The organism is Streptomyces sp. NPDC048197 (genome assembly GCF_043202395.1).
Taxonomy (GTDB): Bacteria; Actinomycetota; Actinomycetes; order Streptomycetales; family Streptomycetaceae; genus Streptomyces; species Streptomyces siderophoricus.
The window spans coordinates 25,764-47,702 of sequence record NZ_JBIDAJ010000051.1 but is presented as its reverse complement, the minus strand read 5'-3'; the positions used below and the strand labels follow the sequence as shown (position 1 = coordinate 47,702).

At 73.4% G+C, this 21,939-nt stretch carries 15 protein-coding genes; 8 read left to right on the top strand and 7 right to left on the bottom strand.

All coding sequences use genetic code 11. From position 1 onward, the window contains the following. Positions 1–330: 330 nt before the first annotated feature. Complete coding sequence (locus ACGF4C_RS36685; protein WP_393572540.1) at positions 331–891, bottom strand: MarR family winged helix-turn-helix transcriptional regulator; 561 nt, start codon at positions 889–891, stop codon at positions 331–333. A 200-nt stretch (positions 892–1,091) separates the two neighbouring features. Here ACGF4C_RS36685 and ACGF4C_RS36680 point away from each other — a divergent pair, with 200 nt between their 5' ends. Then, entirely contained in the window at positions 1,092–2,396 is a 1,305-nt protein-coding gene (locus ACGF4C_RS36680; RefSeq protein WP_393572546.1) for an MFS transporter, read from the top strand. A 138-nt stretch (positions 2,397–2,534) separates the two neighbouring features. On the opposite strand, the gene ACGF4C_RS36675 is transcribed toward ACGF4C_RS36680, so the two are convergent. Continuing rightward, positions 2,535–4,352: a SpoIIE family protein phosphatase gene (locus tag ACGF4C_RS36675; RefSeq protein WP_393572538.1), complete on the bottom strand. Its 1,818-nt coding sequence runs from the start codon at positions 4,350–4,352 to the stop codon at positions 2,535–2,537. A 311-nt stretch (positions 4,353–4,663) separates the two neighbouring features. Continuing rightward, positions 4,664–6,052: an NAD(P)/FAD-dependent oxidoreductase gene (locus ACGF4C_RS36670; RefSeq protein ID WP_393572536.1), complete on the bottom strand. Its 1,389-nt coding sequence runs from the start codon at positions 6,050–6,052 to the stop codon at positions 4,664–4,666. A 436-nt stretch (positions 6,053–6,488) separates the two neighbouring features. Between ACGF4C_RS36670 and ACGF4C_RS36665 the strand changes: the two genes are divergently transcribed. Both ACGF4C_RS36665 and ACGF4C_RS36660 read left to right on the top strand, forming a co-directional pair. Further along, positions 6,489–7,370, top strand: a complete 882-nt coding sequence (locus ACGF4C_RS36665) for a TetR/AcrR family transcriptional regulator (protein ID WP_393572534.1) — start codon at positions 6,489–6,491, stop codon at positions 7,368–7,370. 275 nt (positions 7,371–7,645) lie between these two features. After that, positions 7,646–9,667 (top strand): sigma-70 family RNA polymerase sigma factor, encoded by a 2,022-nt coding sequence (locus ACGF4C_RS36660; RefSeq protein ID WP_393572532.1) that lies wholly within the window; start codon positions 7,646–7,648, stop codon positions 9,665–9,667. A gap of 175 nt (positions 9,668–9,842) precedes the next feature. Here the strand turns inward: ACGF4C_RS36660 and ACGF4C_RS36655 are convergent, their stop codons facing one another. Then, entirely contained in the window at positions 9,843–11,939 is a 2,097-nt protein-coding gene (locus tag ACGF4C_RS36655) for an asparagine synthase-related protein (RefSeq protein WP_393572530.1), read from the bottom strand. A gap of 801 nt (positions 11,940–12,740) precedes the next feature. Here ACGF4C_RS36655 and ACGF4C_RS36650 point away from each other — a divergent pair. The 4 genes from ACGF4C_RS36650 to ACGF4C_RS36635 all read left to right on the top strand — a co-directional run bounded on the left by ACGF4C_RS36650 (position 12,741) and on the right by ACGF4C_RS36635 (position 18,070). Next, complete coding sequence (locus tag ACGF4C_RS36650; protein ID WP_030415920.1) at positions 12,741–14,189, top strand: hypothetical protein; 1,449 nt, start codon at positions 12,741–12,743, stop codon at positions 14,187–14,189. Positions 14,190–14,499: 310 nt separating this feature from the next. Continuing rightward, entirely contained in the window at positions 14,500–15,720 is a 1,221-nt protein-coding gene (gene lhgO, locus ACGF4C_RS36645; RefSeq protein WP_393572528.1) for an L-2-hydroxyglutarate oxidase, read from the top strand. Positions 15,721–15,924: 204 nt separating this feature from the next. After that, positions 15,925–16,644 carry a tRNA (guanosine(46)-N7)-methyltransferase TrmB gene (gene trmB / locus ACGF4C_RS36640; protein WP_393572544.1) on the top strand — a complete coding sequence of 240 codons (720 nt, stop codon included), beginning with the start codon at positions 15,925–15,927 and terminating at the stop codon, positions 16,642–16,644. Between the two features lie 181 nt (positions 16,645–16,825). Next, positions 16,826–18,070 (top strand): PrsW family intramembrane metalloprotease, encoded by a 1,245-nt coding sequence (locus ACGF4C_RS36635; RefSeq protein ID WP_393572526.1) that lies wholly within the window; start codon positions 16,826–16,828, stop codon positions 18,068–18,070. Here ACGF4C_RS36635 and ACGF4C_RS36630 read toward each other — a convergent pair. After that, positions 17,994–18,923 carry a YDG/SRA domain-containing protein gene (locus tag ACGF4C_RS36630; protein ID WP_393572524.1) on the bottom strand — a complete coding sequence of 310 codons (930 nt, stop codon included), beginning with the start codon at positions 18,921–18,923 and terminating at the stop codon, positions 17,994–17,996. The two genes, ACGF4C_RS36635 and ACGF4C_RS36630, sit on opposite strands and share 77 nt — an antisense overlap. A 124-nt stretch (positions 18,924–19,047) precedes the next feature. Here ACGF4C_RS36630 and ACGF4C_RS36625 point away from each other — a divergent pair, with 124 nt between their 5' ends. Next, positions 19,048–19,350: a hypothetical protein gene (locus tag ACGF4C_RS36625; RefSeq protein WP_030415925.1), complete on the top strand. Its 303-nt coding sequence runs from the start codon at positions 19,048–19,050 to the stop codon at positions 19,348–19,350. An 88-nt stretch (positions 19,351–19,438) separates the two neighbouring features. On the opposite strand, the gene ACGF4C_RS36620 is transcribed toward ACGF4C_RS36625, so the two are convergent. Next, positions 19,439–20,398 carry an aldo/keto reductase gene (locus tag ACGF4C_RS36620; protein ID WP_393572522.1) on the bottom strand — a complete coding sequence of 320 codons (960 nt, stop codon included), beginning with the start codon at positions 20,396–20,398 and terminating at the stop codon, positions 19,439–19,441. 146 nt (positions 20,399–20,544) lie between these two features. Beyond that, positions 20,545–21,939, bottom strand: coding sequence for a M23 family metallopeptidase (locus ACGF4C_RS36615; RefSeq protein ID WP_393572520.1), 1,395 nt, complete (start codon positions 21,937–21,939; stop codon positions 20,545–20,547).

The window sequence follows — 21,939 nt, the reverse complement described above, 5'->3', positions numbered from 1 at the left end:
GTTCGGCTTTCGCTTTTCGGCCTTTCCGACTCTATCAGATCTTGTTCGTTCCGTTTACCGGTCCGAATTCGTTTCCGATTCCCCGTCGGAGGGGGTTTTGCCGCGCCTTTCGGCGTGCTCACTACGTTAGCGGAATTCCTCGTCGACGCATAATCGCGCCACGGTCCGAATTTCGGCATGCCGAAATTGTTCCCGGTGAGGGGCCGTGCAGTAGTGGTGTGCCGCGAGGCGGCGGAAGGGCTGCCGCAGAACCGTTCCGGCGCTGTGGCAACTCGGAGGACACTATAGATCCGGGTGACCGGTGTCAACCCGCGTCGGGCGGGTCGCTCCTCAGTCGAGGTCGGTGAGGCGACCGCCGGCGTCCGGCTGGGCCTCTTCCACGCGGCGGAGCAGGCGGGTGAGTACCTGGCCGAGGAGTTGACGCTCCTCGTCGGAGAGGTCCTGGAGGAGGTCCTCTTCGAAGACCGAGGCCATGCGCATCGCGGCGAGCCACTTCTCGCGGCCCTCGTGGGTCAGTTCGACGATGACGCGGACGCGGTTGTTCTCGTCGCGCTCGCGGGTGACCAGTCCTTCGTTCGCCATCCGGTCGATGCGGTGGGTCATCGCGGCCGGCGTCAGGCCGAGGCGCTTGGCGAGTTCGCCGGGGCCCATCCGGTAGGGGGCGCCGGAGACGACGAGGGCCTTGAGGACCTCCCATTCGGCGTTGCTCATGCCGAGGGTCGAGGTCTGCCGCCCGTAGGCGACGTTCATCCGGCGGTTGAGGCGCTGGAGTGCGGAGACGACCTGCTCGACCTGGGGGTCGAGGTCCTGGAATTCGCGCTGGTAGGCCGCGATCTGTTCCTCGAGGGACGGCTCGGCAGCGTCGGCGACCGCATCGGAGGGCTCAGGCATGCGGCGCAGTATGACATGAAAGTGATTGGCGTTGAAGTTCTTCTCCGTGTACTCTTTAGCTTCGAAGTCTAGAGCGTTCAAGTCTTCAGGGTGAGACCGTCCGGATGACAACTGTCCGGGTCGCGTGTCTCACCCTGGCGTCTGTCCAGCCCCTTCGACTGTCCCTTATGTCTTTGATGACCTGACCTAGGTAGGTGAGTGTGACCACCGCGATGGGCGCCGCGCTGCGCCGGATCCAGCTCGGGAACGCGCTGAGCGCGTTCGGTAACGGCTTCACGGTTCCGTATCTGTACGTCTATGTGGCGAAGGTGCGCGACCTTGGTGCCAGTACGGCCGGTGTCGTGCTGGCGATGCTGGCCGTGGCCGCGCTGGCCGTGCTTCCGCTGACCGGTCGGGCGATCGACCGGCGCGGCCCCCTGCCGGTGGCCATCGTCGGTACGGTCTCCGCCGCGATCGGCTCCCTGGGCCTCGGCCTGTCGTCGACCGAACCGCTGGTCATCGCCTCGGCGGCGGCGCTGGGTGCCGGTATAGCGGTGGTCCAGCCGGCCCTGGCGACGATGATCGTGTGGTGCTCGACGACGGTGACCAGGTCGCGGGCGTTCGCCACCCAGTTCTTCCTCAACAACCTGGGGCTGGGCGTCGGCGGGCTCGTCGGCGGGCTGCTCGTCGACGAGTCGCATGCGGCGAGCTTCGTGCGGCTGTTCGCCATCGAGGCCGTGATGTTCCTGGTGCTCGGCGCGGCGGTGGCCACCGTGCGGCTGCCGCGGGTGCCGAAGGTCGAGGACGCGGTGCCGAGCGAGGAGCGGCCCGCGGGCGCCTGGCGGGCGCTGTTCGCCGACCGGCGGATGATGTGGGTCTGCCTGCTGGGGTTCGTGCTGTTCTTCGCCTGCTACGGGCAGTTCGAGTCGGGGCTGGCCGCGTATGCGACCGAGGTGACCCGAATACCGCCGGCCAGCCTGGGCATTGCGCTCGCGGCCAACACGGCGGCGATCGTGGCGGCGCAGTTCGTGGTGCTCAAGCTCGTCGAGCGGCGGCGGCGCAGCCGGGTGATGGCGCTGGTCGGCATGGTCTGGACGGTGGCCTGGCTGGCCGCCGGGCTGTCCGGGCTGGTGCACGGTGCGCAGGCGGTGGCGACGACGCTGCTGATCTCGACGTACGCGCTGTTCGGCATCGGTGAGTCGATGCTGTCTCCGACGGTGGCGCCGCTGGTGGCGGATCTGGCGCCGGCCTCGTTGATCGGCCAGTACAACTCGGCGTTCGCGCTGGTCAAGCAGTTGGCGCTGGCGGTCGGGCCGGCGGCCGGTGCCCTGATGGTCGGTCATGGCATGTACGGCGCGTACATCGTGATGCTGGTGGTGTGCGCGCTGGGGATCACCGCGCTGTCGCTGCGGGTGGGCCGGATGCTGCGGCCCTGGCAGGACAACCCGCACCGGGTGGCGCCGGCCGCGGTGGTGCCCGCGGCGCGGGTGCCGGCCGAGGCGGAGTCGGTGGTCTGCGGGGCCTGAGGTCCGGCAGGTGTCGGTCGGCCGCGGTCCCGTGGGGGGTCCGCGGCCGACCGTCCGTTTCAGGCGCCCGCTGGAGGCGGCCCGTTTCAGGTGACCCGTTCAGGCGCCCCTGAGGACGGCCTCGTCCGCCTGGCCGGATCAGCTTCGGGGCAGGGCGAACTCGCACCAGACCGCTTTGCCGCCGCCCGGTGTCCGGCGGGAGCCCCAGGACGAGGCGATGGTGGCGACGATGGAGATGCCGCGGCCCGCCTCGTCGACCGGTTCGGCGCGGCGGCGGCGCGGGAGGTGGTCGTCCCCGTCGGTGACCTCGACGATCAACCGGCGGTCCGTACGGCGCAGGCGCAGCCGCATCGGGGGCGTGCCGTGCTGGAGGGAGTTGGCGACCAGCTCGCTGGCCGCCAGGACGCCGAGGTCGTGCAGCTCCGGTGAGAAGCGCCAGGAGGCGAGCACGCCGGAGGCGAAGGCGCGGGCGCGCGGGGCCGCTTCGGTGCCGCCGTGGAGTTCCAGGGCGGCGTTGTGGAAGAGCTCGGCGTCGTGGCCGCTGCGCTCGGGGTGCTGGAGGACGAGGATGGCGACGTCGTCGTCGTGGGCGGCCGTGATGCCCAGGGAGCGGAGCAGGCGGTCGCAGACGATGTCGGGCGGGCCGGCGGCGCCGGCGAAGGCGCGTTCCAGGGCCTCGACGCCGTCGTCGATGTCCTTGTCGCGGCGCTCCACCAGGCCGTCGGTGTAGAGGACGGCGCTGGCGCCGGGGCCGAGGGTGACGGACCCGGAGGTGTGCAGCCAGCCGCCGGTGCCCAGGGGTGGGCCGGTGGGCTCGGCGGCGCGGCGGACCGTGCCGTCCGGGTCGCGGACGAGGATGGGCAGGTGGCCGGCCGAGGCGTAGGCCAGGCGGCCCTCGTTGGGGTCGTGGACGGCGTAGACGCAAGTGGCGATCTGGTTGGCGTCGATCTCGGCGGCCAGGCCGTCCAGGAGCTGCAGGACCTCGTGGGGCGGGAGGTCGAGGCGGGCGTAGGCGCGGACGGCGGTGCGCAGCTGGCCCATGACGGCGGCGGCGCGCACACCGCGGCCCATGACGTCGCCGATGACCAGGGCGGTGCGGCCGGCGCCGAGGGTGATGACGTCGTACCAGTCGCCGCCGACCGCCGCGTCGGTGCCGCCGGGCTGGTACGTCGCGGCGACCCGGAGGTCGTCGGGCTGTTCGAGCTCCTGGGGGAGCAGGGAGCGCTGGAGGGTGACCGCGGCCTCGCGCTGGCGGGCCTCGCTGGCGCGCAGCCGTTCGGCGGACTCGACCTGGTCGGTGACGTCGGCGCCGAAGACGAGGACGCCTTTGTGCGGGGCGACGCAGGCGACCTCGGGGTCGGGCGCCGGGCCGCTGGCGGCGACCTCGATGGGGGTGCAGGTGAAGGTGTAGTAGCCGCCGCGGGAACGGTCGCCGCCGGCCCCGCCGGGGACCTTGCGGGACTTGACGGTGCGGGGCTTGCCGCTGCGCAGGACCTGGTCCATCAGGGGGAGCAGGCCGAGCGCGTCCAGCTCGGGGAGGGCCTCGCGGGCGGTGTGGCCGGCGGGGCGGGGGCCGAAGACGGAGGCGTAGGCGCCGTTGACGTAGGCGAGGCGGTGCTCGGGGCCGTAGACGACGGCGACCAGGGCGGGGATGGTGCCGAGGATGTCGTGGACGGAGAGCGCGTCGACGGTGGGCGACAGGGTCACGGGCGCGGCTTCCTGGGCGGACGCCGGGTCGGGGCGCTCGGCGCGGGCGGCGGGGACGGAGCCGGTGGTGGCGGCCGTCGGGGCGGCCGGGGTGCCGTCCGCGGACGCGGGCGGGGCGGCGGGCTCCGGGGCCGCGGTGGGTGGGGTGGCCGGCGTACCGGCGGCGGGGCGGGCTGCGGCGCGGTCGGACCGCGCGGCGGCACGCCGCTGTGTGCCGGGGAGTTTGGCGCTCCAGCGCGTGAAGATCACGGAGGGGTACCTCTTACTTCGCGTCGTCGCGCGGGATCGGGCCGTCGGCATGGTGGGACCTCCCGGCGACGGGCCGGGGGAGGGTCGGCTGGGGGCGCTCTCGGCGCCCTTTTGCGGAATGCAGCAAACTTCCAGAATCCTCGTGATTGTCACTCTTTGCAGATACGAGCCCACCCATGGTCACACGTCCAGTGTGGCCGACCGGACGGACATCCGTCAGACGCCCGGCGGCCGGTGTGGAGTTCCGCACTCCGCAACCACCGGCCCGCCCGGGGCTGACGTCAGGTCAAAATTTCTGTCCCTACGGCGCGTCAGCTGGCTTCGTTGTGCCGGCCGGTGCCCGCGGCGAGTTCGAACTCGGCGCGCGGGTTCTCCAGCGAGCCCAGCGAGACGATCTCGCGTTTGAACAGGCCCGCGAGGGTCCATTCGGCCAGGATCCGGGCCTTCCGGTTGAAGGTCGGCACCCGTCCGAGGTGGTACGCGCGGTGCATCAGCCAGGCGGGGTAGCCGCGCAGCTTGCGCCCGTAGACGTGCGCGACGCCCTTGTGCAGGCCGAGCGAGGCCACCGAGCCGACGTACTTGTGCCGGTAGTCCTGGACCGTGCCGCCGCACACCGTCGCCGCGACGTTCTCGGCGAGCACCTTGGCCTGCCGGAGGGCGTGCTGGGCGTTGGGCGCGCACACGGGGCGGGGCTCGTCGGGCTTGGCGGGTGGTTCGGCCGTCAGGTCGGGGACCGCCGCGGCGTCACCCGCCGACCAGGCGTGTTCGACGCCGTCCACCCGGAGCGTGGCATTGCACTTGAGGCGGCCGTGGTCGGTCAGCGGCAGGTCGGTCGCCGCCAGGATGGGGTGCGGTTTGACGCCGGCGGTCCACACCAGCGTTCTGGTGGGGAAGCGGGAGCCGTCGCTGAGCTGGGCGACGCGCTTCTCGCACGAGTCCAGGCGGGTCTCCAGCCGTACGTCGATGTTGCGGCCGCGCAGCTCCCGTACGGCGTAGCGGCCCATCTCCGCGCCCACTTCGGGCAGGATCCGGCCGGTCGCCTCTACCAGGATCCACTTCATGTCCTCGGGCTTGATGTTGTGGTAGTAGCGGACGGCGTAGCGGGCCATGTCCTCCAGTTCGGCGAGGGCCTCCACGCCCGCGTAGCCGCCCCCCACGAAGACGAAGGTCAGCGCGGCGTCCCGGACCGCCGGGTCGCGGGTGGAGGAGGCGATGTCGAGCTGTCCGAGGACGTGGTTGCGCAGTCCGATGGCCTCTTCGACGGTCTTGAAGCCGATACCGAAATCGGCCAGGCCCGGGACCGGCAGGGTGCGGGAGACCGAGCCGGGGGCCAGAACCAGCTCGTCGTAGACCACCTCGATGGCGCCGTCGCCGGACTCCTCCGCCGCCAGGGTGGCGATCGTCGCCCGGCGTTCGTCGTGGTTGATGTCGGTGACCTCGCCGACCACCACGGTGCACTGCGGCAGGACGCGGCGCAGCGGGACGACCACGTGGCGCGGGGAGATGGAACCGGCCGCGGCCTCGGGCAGGAACGGCTGGTACGTCATATACGGATCGGGATCGACCACGATCACCTCGATGGAGCCCTCCCGCAGCTGCTGCTTCAGTTTCCGCTGCAGGTGGAGGGCGGTGTACATCCCCACGTAGCCACCGCCGACGACGAGAATGCGGGCCACGTTGTTCGAAGACACAGCCTTCACAGGGGTTCTCCTCGCGGTGTCGACCGGGCCCGGGGCGGCGCCGATCAGGCGGCCGGCCGGCGGCGCGACCACCCTCGGGTGCCGCGCTCCCGGGAAAGCGCAGCACTGTTCCATGACGCACCCTGGCAGCGCCTTTGTCCACAGGCCCGTCGAAATGTATGACCGGGCGCCGCCCTGGGGACGGAGCCGCACCCTCCGGGCTGCCGGGCCCAGCTGCGCTGGTCAGCGGGCGGGTGGCGGAAAGCGTACGGGGGCATAATCCGGGCGGATCAGTCCGTTGGGCCGATCGGGGGGCGCACCGTGCGGAAGGCCCCCTTCAATCTTGACGCGGGCTCAACTATGTTCGTATCTCGTTGGGGTGCACCCTTTCGTCGGTGCGTCCCGGCAGTCAGGGCGGGGAGTCTCCGGGGGGAGACGTCATTACCGGGGGATCACTATGACCATTCAGGGCTCTCAATGGCCGACGGCCGTCGCCATGGCGCACGCCACCGACGGCGGCAGCGGCATGCACGGCAACAACGGCACGAACGGGACGAACGGCACCAACGGCAATGGGGGCGGCGGCAGCCTCGGTGCCGGTTCGGGCGCGGGCGGACGGACCACACCGCTTCGGGTGGACGCCCAGCGCAATCTGGAACACGTACTGCGTGCCGCGCGCGAGGTGTTCGGCGAGCTGGGTTACGGCGCGCCCATGGAGGACGTGGCACGGCGCGCCCGGGTCGGGGTCGGCACGGTCTACCGCCGGTTCCCGAGCAAGGACGTCCTGGTCCGCCGCATAGCCGAGGAGGAGACCTCCCGGCTGACGGACCAGGCGCGTGCGGCGCTGGGGCAGGAGGACGACCCGTGGTCGGCGCTGTCCCGCTTCCTGCGGACGTCGGTCGCCTCGGGCGCCGGACGGCTGCTGCCGCCGGGGATCCTGCGGGTGAGCGCGGAGGCCGACCGGGCGGACGCCGCGGCGGACGGCCTCGGCGAGGCCCGGGTACCGCAGCAGCGGATGGCGCCCGGCCCGGACGGCGGGCCGGCCGACCTGCGGCTGGTCGAGCGGCGCGGCGGGCCCGAGGACGGCCCGGCGGCCGAACCGGCGCCCGGTCCGGCCGAGGCGACGAACGGCGCGGAGGCGCTGCTGGAGGTCGTCGGACGGCTCGTGGAGCGCGCCCGGGCGGCCGGTGAGCTGCGGCCCGACGTGACGGTCTCGGACGTCCTGCTGGTGATCGCCACGGGCGCGCCCGCGCTGCCCGACCCCGGTCAGCAGCAGGCCGCCTCCGCGCGGCTGCTGGAGATCCTGCTGGAGGGACTGCGCTCGCGCCCGGGGCGGTGATGTGGAGGGGGACCAGTTCCGGTGGGGTGTCCTGCTGGTCCCGGTCCCGGGTGTCCCGGGCGCGCGGTGGCCTCGGCCCGCGATGTGGCCCGTACGGGTTTCCCGTGGCGTATGACCCGATTGCGCCATATGGCCCGTACGGGTGAACGCCCGTGCGGGCGGGCGGACGCCCTCCCCGGATGAGTGGTTGACGGACGAGGCCCCCAGCCGCCACCGCCCGATGTGGCACGCTTGCGCGGTATTCGGGTGTGACGGCGGCTTCGGGGGCCTCGGCGATGGGTGTTGACGGGCGGGACGAGCAACGCGACGGCGAGACCGGGCCGGGCGGGTCCGGGACGGCGCCGCCCCCTCAGGTGCCCGGGCAGGCCGGTCCGTCGGGGGCCACCCCGGCGGGCGGGCCGGCCGGGTGGCAGGCCCGCGCCGGCGGCCCGGCGGGCGACGGCCCCAGCGTGCCGCCGCAGCGGGACGGGGCCGGCCGGGCGACGCCGCGCGGCGGGCCGGGGGGCGTCCGGGGCGCCGCGGGAGGAGCGGCCGAAAGGGGTCAACTCCCGGCGTCCGACGACCAGTTGATCGCCGGCATGCGGGCCGGCGACGACAGCGCGTACGAGGAGATGTACCGCCGGCACGCCGAGGCGGTCCGGCGCTACGCCCGGCACTGCTGCCGCGACGAGCACACCGCCGAGGACCTGACCGGTGAGGTCTTCGCCCGGACGCTGCAGGCGGTGCGCGGCGGCGCGGGACCCACCACCGCGGTCCGCGCCTATCTGCTGACGACCGTGCGCCGGGTCGCCGCCTCCTGGGCGAAGACCGCCCGGCGCGAGCAACTGGTCGAGGACTTCGCGGTGTTCGCGGTGTCCGCGGCCGGTGCGGCGCTGGACGACGGCACCCTGGACCTGGGTGCGGACGTGCACGCCATGCACGAGGCCGAGCAGTCGATGGCCGTGCAGGCGTTCCGCAGCCTGCCGGAGCGCTATCAGACCGTGCTGTGGCACACCACGGTCGAGGACGAGTCGCCGAGCGAGGTCGCCCCGCTGCTGGGACTGACCGCGAACGCCACCGCCGTATTGGCGCACCGCGCCCGCGAGGGCCTCAAGCAGGCGTATCTGCAGGCCCACGTCAGCCAGTCGCTGACCGCCGGCGGGGACTGCGCCCGGTACGCCGACCGGCTCGGCGCGTACGCCCGCGGCGGGCTGCGGATGCGGGCCGAACGGGGCCTGCGCGAGCACCTGGACGGCTGCGCCCGGTGCCGTACCGCGGCGCTGGAGGTCGAGCACGTCAACGAGCGGATCGGTGCGGTGCTGCCGGTGGCGGTCATCGGCTGGTTCGCCGCCGGGTACGCCGTGAAGACGGCTGCCGCGGTGGCCGGGGTCGCGGGGGCGGCCGGAGCCGGGGCCGGTGCGGCCGCCGCGGCAACGGGCGGTTCCGGTGCGGCAGGTGGCGCGAGCGGAGCGAGTGGCGCAGGTGGCGTGAGTGGCGCCGTCGCGGGTGAGGGGCTCGGCGCGCCGGTCAAGGTCGGCATCGGGGTCGGAGTGGTGGTGGCCGGGGTGACGCTCGCGCTCGCGCTGGCCGGCGGCGACCCCTCGCCCGCGTCGCACCCGCGGGCCGCACCGCACCGGCCGGCCCCCGCCGCGCCGCGCCATCCGTCGCCCGGCCCGGCGAAGCCGCTGCCACCGGCGGCCGGCGCCGCCCCGAGCCCCCAGCCGACCCCGTCGCACCCCTCGGCCCACCGCCGGGCACCGTCCCGGCCGGCGCCCGCCCCGACGCCCACCACTCGTACGCCCGCACCGACGGCTCCCCCATCGAAGCCCCCGCACGAGCCGCCCCGGCCGCGCCCGGAGCCGCCGGAGCCGCCGGAGCCCGCCTCGACCTCGTACCGAGTCGCCGCGCTCGGCCACGACTTCATGGGCGACGGCAGCGAACCGGAGGTGCGCACCCTGGGGAGCGGCTGGCTGTGGCAGCGCCGGTCGCCGGAGATCGCCGGGACGACCTACGCGGACGGCGCGACCATGCACGCCGGGTCGTCCGTCCTCATCGACCTCAACCGGTCGTGCACCTCCTACGACGCCCTGGTGGGCGTCGACGATCTCAGCCTGGGGATCGGCGCCCTGCGCTTCTCCGTGTACGCGGACGGGGAGCGGCTCTGGCGGTCCCCGGTGGTCCGCGGCAATCGGCCGGCCGTCCCGGTCCACGTGCCCCTGACCGGCCGCAGGACGCTGCGCCTCGTCGTCGACCCGGCGACGCCCCTGGACGCGGTGGCTCTGGGCGACTGGGCGGAGGCCCGCATCAGCTGCCGCTGAGCCCGCCGGCGGCGCGGGCGACGCCAACGGACCGGCGTCCCGGCGTACGCCCATGGCGCGCAGTGTGTCTTCCCCGCCGTCGCACGCGCGGCCCGGCCGGGCACATAGGCCGCGCGCCCCGTAGCTCCGGCCCGACCCAGGGCAAAAGGCAGGAGTGGGGCTCGCGGACGCGCCCTCAGGACAGCCGGGCGCGCGGCACCACGCCGCCCGCGACCGCCTTCTGGCGCGGCGCCTCCGCCCCCGTCCAGCAGCTCCCGCGGCGGGCGACCAGGCGGCGCAACCACAGTTCCGTGGCGACGAGTTCCGCCAGCCCGTCCAACGGGAGCGCGGCGCCCTCGGCCGCCGCGCGGAGGGCGGTGCGGACCACCCGCGCCTCGATCAGGCCGGCATCGGCCAGCAGGGGCGCGTCGAAGAGCTGCACCAGGTCGCCGACCGCACCCCGCAGCCCGGCGCGTACCGCCGCGGCGTGCGTGACGTGCGAGGTGGCGCCCCAGCCGGGCGGCAGGTCCCGTACGCCCGCGCCGGCCAGTACGGAGCGCAGTACGGCGGCCCGGGCCCCCGGCTGCACCCGGAGGGTGTCCGGGAGCGCGCGGCAGGCGAGCACCACCTGGTTGTCGAGGAAGGGCGCGTGCAGCCGCTGGCTGCGGACCTCCGCGGCCTGCTCGAAGACCCGGTGGTCGGCGGCCTGCCGGGCCAGCGCCGCACGGGCCCGCCGCTCACCGGGCCGCCCGACCGCGGCCGTACGGGACGCCGCCTCGCTGAGGCGAACCGATACTTCGGCCAGCGCCTCGCCCGTGAGCCAGCGCGCCGCGGGCCCGGGACGGCACCAGGTCAGCGCGGCCAGCGAGGCGTCCACCGCCCCGCCGGTCACCGGCTCGTCGGCGAACTGCCGCTCCAGCAGGCGCCGCGCGGCCTCCGTGATGCCCTCCGGGTACGGGGTACGGGCGAGCCGCCGCGCCGCCCGGTAGACGGTGAACGGCACCAGGACGGACTGGGCGGACGGGCCGTCGGCCTTCGCGAGCGCGGTGACCGGCCGCAGGAGATGGCGCCGGCGGCGGTCCATGAGGAGGTCGGCGAGCCGGGCGGGATGGGCGTCGAGGACCTGCCGGGCGCCGTGCCCGACGAAATGGTCCGCACTGCCCGCCAGCAGCCGGCGCCGGTGGCGGCCCGCCACCGTCAGGGAGGGCCCGGGCTCGTCCGTGAGCGGGCCGCTTTCGAGGTCGGCATACGGGAGGGCCTCCTCCCCGGCGGCGACGACGACGTGGTGCAGCCGCGGGTTGTCGGCGATGCTGCGGGCCCGCTCCAGTTCGGCGTCGTGGTGGGCCCGCGCGCCATTGGTGGCGCGGTCGTTGAAGGTGACGGCCAGCAGGCGTTCCCCATGGCCGTTGAGGCGTCCTGGACGGCCGGGCAGACCGGCGGCCAGAAGGGCGAGGGTTCCGGACGCACTGCCTCCGGAGAGGTCGGCGCCGACGCCGGGGGCCGGCGCACCGCGTGCCGCGCGCCGCTCGGCGGGCCCCATACCGGGCACCGGGCCGGGATCGAGGCCGTCGAGCCCGTCCGGGTCGGGGGCGTGCCGGGGGACCGCCAGCCGGGCACGGACGGCCTCGACGAGCGCGTCCCGGACCCCGTCCACGGCCTGTTCCGGGGGGAGTTGGGGCGCGGCGACGGCGAGCGAGGCGGTCGGCTCGTAGGAGGTGATCTCGCTGGCGCCGCCGCGCAGCACGAGGGCGTGGCCGGGCGGGATCCGGCGGACGCCCTCGTACGGGGTGCCGGCGCCGAGCGCCTCGGGGGCGTCGGGGCAGGCCAGCAGCGCGGCGAGGTGGCCGATGTCGAGGCTGGCCTCGATCAGGTCGGCGAGCGGCAGCGCGGCGGTGGCGTAGGCGGTACCGCCCGCCCAGGGGGTGTGGAAGACGGGGCGGGCGCCGGCCAGGTCACCGGTGACGGTGATCCGCCGTCCTATCTGGACGACCGCGGTGTAGCTGCCGGACCAGGCGGTGAGGTGCCGCAGGGCGCCCCCGCGGGCCGCGTACAGGCCGACCCGCAGCTGGTCGTCGGTGGCCCCGCAGATGCCGAAGACGGCAAGCCGGGTCTCGGGGTCGGCCTGGACGACGCGGACCTCGTCCGGCCGCCAGTCGCCGACCGCCCACAGGGGGTCCGGATCGCCCCAGAGGATCTGCGCACCCACGGGGAGGACGGTGCGGCTGCCGACGCCCTCCGGGTCCGCGGCGGACGGCCTCGTGGCGGCACTGCTCCACCCCACCAACCAGCGCATGCCGCCTCCACCCGAATCACCCGCCCACCGGGGCCAACGGCCGCCCCGTACCGCGGATCGCCAAGCTGTCGCCGAGCCGTAGTGACGGCCTTGCCGCCCGTAGTGGCGACCATGCTGCCATGACAACGGCGCGCCGGAGACGTCGCGGCGGGACGTATACGGGCAGTTCACGACGGACGGCGGGCGGCGGGCACGTACGGTGGACGGCACACCCGCGGCGCGGCACCACGCGATACGTCGACAAACCCGGCAACTGGCCATCTTGGCGGGGCATTTGGTCCACCGATGCGCCAACTCGCCCCCGGAAGGCCCCCCGTGTGGCCCCCGGGGCGCCCGCGCGGCGCTCCTCGACGCGCCGCGGCGCGAAATCATCACCCGTCTATTTTCGGCCAAAGTCCGTACGGCACGGTGCAGTTGACAACTACGGGCCGCATGTCAACCGGTGGCACGACCCTACGACGGACGGCCTGCGCGACGGTCCGGGAGGCGGGCTTCGCCCCCCGGACCGGACCGTCACCCGCGGGGAATGAGGTGACGGTGTCCCCCAGCCCACTGGATCCAGTGCAGCGGGCCGACCCACGCACCAGCCATGGAAGCGCTCCCGAGGTCGGGCAACCAGCGCGCACGGCCGGGCGCACGGGCACACGTACCCGGAGCACATGCCAGATCCCGCACCCCTGTCTGAACATGAATCTCGCCATCCGGGACACCGGCCCTTAACGGTCGGGATCCGGCGAACTACTCTGGGTGGACGCATGCCCCGGGGTAGCGGGGCGGCCGTCGCTGTGTCGAGGGGTGCGCATGTCCAGGGATATACGCGGGCCGAACGAGAAGCTCGGCACCGTTCTCGCCCTCGCGGGTATCAGCAACGCCGGACTGGCCCGCCGGGTCAACGACCTCGGCGCGCAGCGCGGGCTGACGCTTCGTTATGACAAGACGTCGGTGGCGCGATGGGTCTCCAAGGGCATGGTGCCGCAGGGCGCCGCGCCCCATCTGATCGCGTCCGCGATCGGCAGCAAACTGGGCCGGCCGGTGCCGCTGCACGAGATCGGGCTGGCCGACGCCGACCCTGCGCCCGAGGTCGGGCTGGCCTTCCCGCGCGATGTCGGCGCCGCGGTGCGCTCGGCGACCGAGCTCTACCGTCTCGATCTGGCCGGACGACGGGCCGGCGGGGGCGGCATCTGGCAGAGCCTGGCCGGATCCTTCGCGGTGAGCGCGTACGCCACCCCCGCCTCGCGCTGGCTGATATCCCCGGCCGACAGCTCGGTGGCCCGGGAGGCGGCCGAGGCGCGCGACAAGGACGCCGCGGCGGCCGGCGACGCCGGGATCCCGCAGCACGTGGGGCACAGCGACGTCAGCAAGCTGCGCGAGGCGGCGGAGGACGCGCGCCGCTGGGACTCCAAGTACGGCGGCGGCGACTGGCGTTCCTCCATGGTGCCGGAGTGCCTCCGGGTGGACGCGGCGCCGTTGCTGCTCGCCTCGTACAGCGACGAGGTGGGCCGGGCGCTCTTCGGGGCGACCTCCGAGCTCACCCGGCTCGCGGGGTGGATGGCCTTCGACACCGGCCAGCAAGAGGCCGCGCAGCGCTACTACATCCAGGCGCTGCGGCTCGCCCGGGCGGCCGCCGACGTCCCCCTCGGTGGGTACGTCCTCGCCTCGATGTCCCTCCAGGCGACGTACCGCGGCTTCGCCGACGAGGGCGTCGACCTCGCCCAGGCGGCCCTGGAGCGCAACCGCGGTCTGGCCACCGCCCGCACCATGAGCTTCTTCCGCCTGGTGGAGGCGCGGGCCCAGGCCAAGGCCGGTGAGGCGCGCGCCTGCGAGGTGGCGCTGAAGGCGTCCGAGGGCTGGCTGGAGCGGTCCCGGAGCGGCGACCCCGACCCGTCGTGGCTGGACTTCTACTCGTACGAGCGGTTCGCCGCCGACGCGGCCGAGTGCTACCGCGACCTGCGGCTGCCCCGCCAGGTGCGCCGCTTCACCGAGCAGGCGCTGTCCCGGCCGACCGAGGAGTTCGTCCGCTCGCACGGGCTGCGGCTGGTGGTGTCCGCGGTGGCCGAACTGGAGTCCGGCAATCTGGACGCGGCCTGCGCGGCGGGCGCCCGCGCGGTCGAGGTGGCGGGCCGGATCTCCTCGGCCCGTACGACGGAGTACGTCCGCGACCTGCTGCACCGCCTCGAACCGTACGGCGACGAGCCGCGCGTGGTGGAGCTGCGGGAACGGGCGAGACCGTTGCTGGCGGCGCCGGCGTAGGTGGGCGAGGCGGGCGGTGGGGCGCGGCGGGTCGCGGGGTCGCGGTGGGCCGGGCGACGGATCGCTGGGCCGCCGGGTCGCCCGGCAGTTCCGAGCGGCCGCCGAAGGAGCTTGCCGATCGAGCCTGCCCACCGAGCCTGCCGATCGACGATCGACGATCGAGCGTGCCGGTCGAGCCTGCCGGGGGAAATGCCGACGGGATTGTCAGTGCCGGCCGTCATGATGGGATACGTCGTCGGGATGGCGCGCGGGCCCGCGGTGACGGTCGGGCCTGCGGTCATGCGGTTGGGCATGCGGTAGGGGAGGTGCAGTGTCGTCGTACGACTGCGACGTGCTGGTGATCGGTGCCGGCATCATCGGGCTCTCAACGGCGTATGCGATCACGCGCGCCGCGCCGGGCACGCGCGTCGTGGTGCTGGAGAAGGAGCAGGGCCCGGCCCGGCATCAGACCGGGCGCAACAGCGGAGTGATCCACAGCGGCATCTACTACCCGCCCGGCTCGCTCAAGGCCCGCTTCGCGCTCCAGGGCTCCGCGGAGATGGTGAAATTCTGCACCGAACACGACATTCCGCATGAGGTCACCGGCAAGCTGATCGTCGCCACCGACCGCAGTGAGCTGCCCCGGCTGCACGGCCTGATCCAGCGCGGCCGCGAGCACGGCCTGCCGGTCCGCGAGCTGGGCCCGGCCCAGATAGCGGAGTACGAACCCGAGGTCCGCGGCCTGGCCGCCATCCATGTCGGCACGACCGGCATCTGCGACTTCGGCGCGGTCGCCCGCCGGTTCGGCGCGCTCGCCTCGGACGCCGGCGCCCGGATCGTCTACGGCTCCGACGTGACGGTGATCGGCCGCCGCCCCGGCCGGGTGGCGGTCCGTACGGCCGACGGCACGGTCCACCGCGCCCGCGCCCTGATCAACTGCGCCGGTCTGCACTGCGACCGGATCGCCCGGCTGGCCGGCGATGCCCCAGGGATGCGGATCGTCCCCTTCCGCGGTGAGTACTTCACCCTCGCCCCGGAGCGCGCCGCCCTCGTCCGCGGCCTGGTCTACCCGGTCCCCGACCCCGCCTTCCCCTTCCTGGGCGTCCACCTCACCCGCGGCATCGACGGCGCCGTCCACATCGGCCCGAACGCCGTCCCCGCCCTGGCCCGCGAGGGCTACGACTGGCGCACGGTCCGCCCCGGCGAGCTGGCCGGCACCCTCGCCTACCCCGGCTCCTGGCGGATCGCCCGCCGCCACTGGCGCTACGGCGCCGGCGAGCTGCACCGCTCCCTCTCCCGCCGCGCCTTCACCGACGCCGTCCGCCGCCTCCTCCCCGCCGCCCGCGAGGAGGACCTCCTCCCGTCCCCGGCCGGCGTCCGCGCCCAGGCCGTCCTCCCCGACGGCACCCTCGTCGACGACTTCCTCTTCTCCGAATCCCCCGGCATGATCCACGTCCTCAACGCCCCGTCCCCCGCCGCCACCGCCTCCCTCCCCATCGGCCGCGAGGTGGCCCGCAGGGCGCTGGGGGTGCTCGAGGCGGCCCGGAGCTAGGGGTGTCGCCTCGATCAGGCCGGGGAGGCGCCCCCTGGCTCCGTCGATCCGGAGCCCGCACGCCACCCCCGTAGAATCGAACCCACTGTGTCCGAGAACCGCACCCCCTCCCCCGCCCCCGTGACCGACGCCGTGGCAGCAGACGCTGTGGAAGCCGTGGCCGACGGTCGGCGTACCGCGCCGGCGCCGCGTCGTGGCGAGCCGATGTTCCCCGACGGCACCGGGCCCGCGGCCGACCCCGCGGGGTCGCACCACGAGCGGCGGATCCGTTCGTTCCAGCCCCGCCGCAGCCGGGTGTCGCCCTCGCAGGCCGATGCGCTGCGCCGGCTGTGGCCGACGTGGGGCCTGGACATCGACGGGCTGTCGCGGCTGGACCTCGACGCGTTCTTCGGCGGTCTGCCGGTCGTGCTGGAGATCGGTTTCGGGATGGGCGAGGCCACGGCACAGATGGCCGCCGCCGACCCGGCCACCGGCATCCTCGCCTGCGACGTGCACACCCCCGGCCAAGGCAATCTGCTCGGTCTCGCGGATCGGAACGGGCTGTCCAACATCCGGGTGGCCAACGGCGACGCGATCATCCTGCTGCGCGAAATGCTGGCGCCGGGCTCCCTCGCCGGGCTGCGCGTCTACTTCCCCGACCCGTGGCCCAAGAAGCGCCACCACAAGCGGCGCCTGATCCAGCCGGAATTCGTCGCCCTGGCGACGACCCGGCTCGCGCCCGGCGCGCTGGTGCACTGCGCGACCGACTGGGAGCCGTACGCCGAGCAGATGCTTGAGGTGCTCTCCGCCGAGCCGACGCTGGAGAACCTCCACCCCGGCTTCGCGCCGCGTCCCGACTTCCGGCCCCTCACGAAGTTCGAGGGCCAGGGCCTGGACAAGGGGCACACCGTCCACGACCTGCTGTTCCGCCGCCGCGGCGCGTAGGGCGACCGCCGCTCGTTACGGTCGAGGGGTGCACCCGCCCGTTCCGCCACCGCCGCAGCCGCGCCGGAGAGCCCTCCGGCGCGGCCCGCTCCGCCGTACGCCCCGGGGCGGCCCCTGTGAGACGAGCCGCGGTAAGCCTCACGACGGGACCCTCGGTATGCCACGCCACAGCACCCGCGATATGCCTCACGACAGGACCCGCCGTACGACGCTCCGCGCTACCGCGCTGATATCCGTGCTCGTCTGCCTGCTCGCGCTCTCCGGCGTGATCATCGTCGGAATGGTCCGCCGGGAGACCGGTACCGAGGGCCTGCTCGTGGGGCTGGGCCTTGCCGTCTTTCCGGTGCCGCTGCTGGTCGCGGCGTTCCGCTGGCTCGACCGCATCGAGCCGGAGCCCCGGCAGAACCTCGCGTTCGCGTTCTCCTGGGGGGCGTGTGCCGCGGCCCTGGTGGCGCTGGTCACCAACGGCTTCGCCACCGACTGGCTCGCCGCCAACATCGCGTCCGCCTCGCCCTCCGAGGCCGAGACCTGGGGTGCGACGGCGATCGCCCCGGTCGTCGAGGAGACGGTGAAGGCCGCCGCCGTACTGCTCCTCTACCGCTTCCGCCGACGCGACTTCGACGGCATCACGGACGGCATCGTGATCGCCGGCATCACCGCCACCGGATTCGCCTTCACCGAGAACATCGTCTATCTGGGCAATGCCTTCGGCGAGGACCAGTCCATGGGCCACACCGGACTGGACTCACTCACCGTGGGCACCTTCTTCGTCCGCATCATCATCTCCCCCTTCGCCCACCCCCTCTTCACCATCCTCACCGGTCTCGCCTTCGGCATAGCCGCCACCCGCTACCCCCGCCGCCGCGCCGCCCGTATCGCGCTCGCCGCCCTCGGCCTGCTGACCGCCGTCCTCCTGCACGCCATCTGGAACGCCGCCTCCTCCCTCGGCGACGTCGGCTTCCTCCTCGTCTACGGGCTCTTCATGGTCCCCGTCTTCCTCGCCCTGACGGCCCTGGCCGTCTGGGCCCGCAAACAGGAGCTCCTCTCCCTCCCCGGCTACCTCGCCCCCTACATCACGGCCGGCTGGCTCACCCCCGCCGAACCGGACGCCCTCGCCTCCCTCAAGACCCGCGCCCTGGCCCGCGACATCGCCCGCCGCACCGAGGGCCCCGCCGCCGCCCGCGCCGTCACCGCCTACACCACCGCCGCCACCGCCCTCTCCTTCCACCGCCGCCGCGCCCACCTCAGAGGCCCCGACCCGGACTTCAGCACCCGCGAGCAGTACTTGCTGCAACGGGTCAGGCAGTACGAGAGGTGGGGACGGCCGGCGTTGACGTGTGCGTTGCGGACTAGCCGTCGTACGGACGGTCCGCCCAACGTGACCGATGCTGGCGGATGCAGTCGACCCGTATCTGGTGCTCCTTGACCCGCGTCAGCGCACGAACGAGCTTCTGCGTCAGCCCGTCGATCACCTCATAGGCATCGGTCAGCTGAAGGGCACCCCGGTCGAAGAGGGCATGGCAGTTCGGGCAGAGGCACAGCACGTTGTCCACCGCGTCGGGCCCGTTGTGCGGCTTGCCCAGGGCTTGGATGTGCGCGGCTTCGCTGATGGCCTCGCCCTCGGGTGACACTACGAGCCGCAGTCCACACGCCTGGCAGGTGTTGTCGTACATCCGCTTGACCTCGCGTACGACGGCCGAGTCACGTATGAGTCGTTCGTAGGCGACGGTTCGGCGAAATTGCTCTTCCAGGTCGGTCTTCTTCTCACCGTCCGGTGCCACGGGTTGCGGCTTCGGTGATTCGCCGGGTGCCAGCTTGAGGAGCCGGAACTGACAAATGCGGAAGCCTTCCTTACCGATCGTGGTCCAGCTCTCCGCGACTCGGAAGAGGCCGCAGTACTCATAGCCACCGGTGGCCTTCTGTCGCTTGATGTCCAAACCGCGAATGACGCGTACCGGATTCCCCAGCGCCTGGTTCAGCAACAATCCGGCGTTACCGCGTGAGTCCATCGTCTGATCGGCCACCATGCGCTGAGTCGTGCGGTCGCGCCCGCCCTCGCCGGTGTAGACGATCTCGGACTCGCCGTAGACGTCGTCGAGGTAACCGCCGGAGAGAACGATGGAGTCGACGCCCTGGTGAGCGGTTCCGGAGATCCCCAATCCGCTTTGCCGGTGCACCCCTTTCTCGTGCAACTCGGCATGCCCCTTGAAGTGCTGACCTTCGTGGACACCCGGTGGGGTACCGAACTTCACGGGGTTCGCCGCGTTCTTCTTCGCCATGCACGCATACTGCCAAGTGCTTGATCACTACGTCATCAGTCGGTGCAGCATTCCCGGGCGTAGGCTCACAGGAGTTGTTTCTTCTGTGGTTTGTCTGGTGTCTCTTCTGAGGAGTGGAGTGGACATGGCCGGCGTTCCGAGCAGTGTGGTGGCGGCGAGTGGGTTGCTCGGGGGTTATGGGGTGGCTCGGTGGACGAAGAAGCGGCCGTTGGGGGGTGTGGCGTTGGCTGCGGCGGGGGCGGTGGCGGCTCGGGAGTGGCAGCGCAAGGCCGGTGGTAAGACGGCGGCGGCGCTGAGTGGGGCCTATGTGGCGGCGTTTGTGGGGTCGCATCCGTTGGCCAAGAAGATCGGGGCCTGGCCTTCGGTATTCGCGGTGGCGGGCGGGGTGGCGCTGGCGTCCTGGGCGGTGGTGGACCGGCGGGGGTAGTGCGCCCGGCGGCGTTGCGCTGCGGGTGGGAGAGGAGAGGGGCCCTGGGGCCCCGCTCCTCCCCTTTGGGGCGGGCCCGTGTCCGGGATTACACCGATGCCTCGTTGAGCAGGGTGAGTTCGGGGGCGGTGAGGGTGAGGTCGGTGACGGCCAGGAGGGGGGCGAGCTGGGCGGTCGTGCGGGCGCTGGCGATCGGGGCGGCGACCGTCGGCTGGGCGGCGAGCCAGGCCAGCGCGACGGTGGCGAGCTCGGCACCATGGGCGGCGGCGACCGTGTCGAGGGCCTCCAGGACGCGGGGGCCGCGGTCGGTGGCCAGGTACTGAGCAGCCTTCCCGGACCGGGCGCTGTCGACCGCCGCACCCGGCCGGTACTTGCCGGTCAGGAAGCCGGAGGCCAGGGCGTAGTACGGGACCGCGGACACGCCGTTGCGGGCGGCCACGTCGGCGAGTTCGCCCTCGTAGGTGTCGCGGGAGACCAGGTTGTAGTGCGGCTGCAGGGCCACGTAACGGGCCACGCCCTCGCGGTCGGAGAAGGCGAGGGACTCCTCCAGGCGCTGCGCGGAGATGTTGGAGGCGCCGATCTCGCGGACCTTGCCGGCCCGGACGAGGTCGTCCAGGGCGGTCAGGAACTCACCGACCTCGACGGACTCGTCGTCGTAGTGGGTGTAGTAGAGGTCGATGTAATCCGTGCGGAGCCGGGTGAGGGACTCCTCGACCGCGGACTTGATGGTGGCGGCGGACAGACCCTTGTAGTCCGGGTGCGCGCCGACCTTGGTGGCGATGACGATGTCGTCGCGATTGCCGCGCGCGGCCAGCCAGTTGCCGAGGACCGTCTCGGATTCGCCGCCCTTGTTGCCCGGCACCCAGGCGGAGTACACATCGGCGGTGTCGATGAAGTTCCCGCCGCCCGCCACGTACGCGTCCAGTACGGCGAACGACTCGGCCTCGTCGGCGGTCCAGCCGAAGACGTTGCCCCCGAGGGAGAGGGGGGAGACGGACAGCGAGCCCAGGGCCCTGGGGGTACGGGAGTTGTTGCTTGTCGCGCTCATGGTGATGACAGCGTCGCGGGGCGAGTGGCTATTCCCGCTTACGGGAGTTATTCCCGTTCCTCGGACCTTCTCGCTCCTCGGACCTTCTCGCTCCTCGGGCGGCGGCCACCTTCGCGCCGTGGCCGCCCGCCCCGCCCGTCAGGTGCTCAGACGTTGACGCCGTGGTCGCGCAGCCAGGGCATCGGGTCTATCGGGTCGCCGGCGCCGGGGCGTACCTCCAGGTGGAGGTGGGGTCCGGTGACGTTGCCCGTGGCGCCGACCCGGCCGATGACGTCGCCGGTGCTGACCTTGCCCGAGGTCTTGACCATCGAGGACAGGTGGCAGAACCACAGCTCGGTGCCGTCGTCGAGGGTCAGGACGATGCGGTAGCCGTACGAACCGGCCCAGCCGGCCTGGGTGATGGTGCCGGAGTGCACGGCCTTGACGGGCGTGCCGGTCGGGGCGGCGAAGTCCTGGCCGGTGTGGTCCGCGACCCAGCGGTCACCGGCCTGCCCGAAGCTCGCGGTGAGGGTGTACGAGGAGACCGGGGTGATGAAGCTCTGCGCCAGTTTGGCGAGGCGTTCGGCCTCGGCCTTACGGCGGGCCTCCTCCTCGGCCTTGCGCTTGGCCTCGGCCGCTGCCTCCTTCTTGGCGGCCGCGGCCTGCTCGGCGGCCTTCAGGTCCGCGGCGGCGTCCGTGGTGGCCTGCTTGATCGCGGCCTGCTCGGCGGCCTCGCGGGTCTCCTGCTCGGCGGCGCCCTGCTGGGCGTCGGCCTGCTGGAGGATGCGGCTGCGCAGCGCCTCACCGGCGTTCGCGCCAGAGCCCGAGCCCGTACCCGCGTCAGAGCCGGAGCCAGAGTCCGTGCCCGTGCTCGATCCGGCGCCCCCGCCCGCGCCCGCGTCCGCGCCCGTGCCGGTGGTGGACGGCGAGCCCGGCCCGGCGTTCCCGGTGAGCGGGTCGGCGGGAGTGGTGGCGGAGGAGGCGGAAGCGGTGTGCGCGCCCCCATCGGTGTGCGAGCCGCCGTCGGATATCAGGTCGCCGACGCCGGGCAGGGAGGCGGCGTCCGGGAGGTGGTCGGAGACGGCGTCGGCCACTCCGCCGAGGTCGGGCATCGAGATCGGCACCGGCGGCCGGCCCTCGGCCGTGGCCATCCCGCCCGCGCCGACCGCCGCGATGACGCCGACGCCCAGGACCGTCCCGCCGCGGGCGAGTCCACCGCCGCGCTGCCTGGCCACCCGGTGCTTGCCGCGGACCGGGCGGACGGACTCCTCGGTGGGGTTCCATTCCTCCCACTGGCCGTCGGCGTCACCGTTCGCCTCACCGGCCGCCGCGCAGCGGGTGTCGGTGACGACAGCCGTGTCGGCACCGACAGTGGCGTCGGTGCCAAAAGCAGTGTCGGTGGCGAAAGCAGTGTCAGTGGCGACTGCGGTGTCGCCGGGATGCGCGAAGGCGTTGGGGGCGTTGGGAGCGCCTGACGCGTACCGGGCATACGGGGCGCCCGGGCCCCGGTCGTCGGAGTCGTAGGCGGACGGAGCCTCGGGGACAGGCCTGTTGGACGCCAC

Excerpts from the sequence above, each read along its gene's own strand:
- ACGF4C_RS36665 (WP_393572534.1), top strand. The coding sequence starts at position 6,489 with ATGACCATTCAGGGCTCTCAATGGCCGACGGCCGTCGCCATGGCGCAC.
- trmB (WP_393572544.1), top strand. The coding sequence starts at position 15,925 with ATGTTCCCCGACGGCACCGGGCCCGCGGCCGACCCCGCGGGGTCGCAC.
- ACGF4C_RS36650 (WP_030415920.1), top strand. The coding sequence starts at position 12,741 with ATGTCCAGGGATATACGCGGGCCGAACGAGAAGCTCGGCACCGTTCTC.
- ACGF4C_RS36625 (WP_030415925.1), top strand. The coding sequence starts at position 19,048 with ATGGCCGGCGTTCCGAGCAGTGTGGTGGCGGCGAGTGGGTTGCTCGGG.
- ACGF4C_RS36685 (WP_393572540.1), bottom strand. The coding sequence starts at position 891 with ATGCCTGAGCCCTCCGATGCGGTCGCCGACGCTGCCGAGCCGTCCCTC.
- ACGF4C_RS36620 (WP_393572522.1), bottom strand. The coding sequence starts at position 20,398 with ATGAGCGCGACAAGCAACAACTCCCGTACCCCCAGGGCCCTGGGCTCG.
- ACGF4C_RS36635 (WP_393572526.1), top strand. The coding sequence starts at position 16,826 with ATGCCTCACGACAGGACCCGCCGTACGACGCTCCGCGCTACCGCGCTG.
- ACGF4C_RS36630 (WP_393572524.1), bottom strand. The coding sequence starts at position 18,923 with ATGGCGAAGAAGAACGCGGCGAACCCCGTGAAGTTCGGTACCCCACCG.
- ACGF4C_RS36660 (WP_393572532.1), top strand. The coding sequence starts at position 7,646 with ATGGGTGTTGACGGGCGGGACGAGCAACGCGACGGCGAGACCGGGCCG.
- ACGF4C_RS36655 (WP_393572530.1), bottom strand. The coding sequence starts at position 11,939 with ATGCGCTGGTTGGTGGGGTGGAGCAGTGCCGCCACGAGGCCGTCCGCC.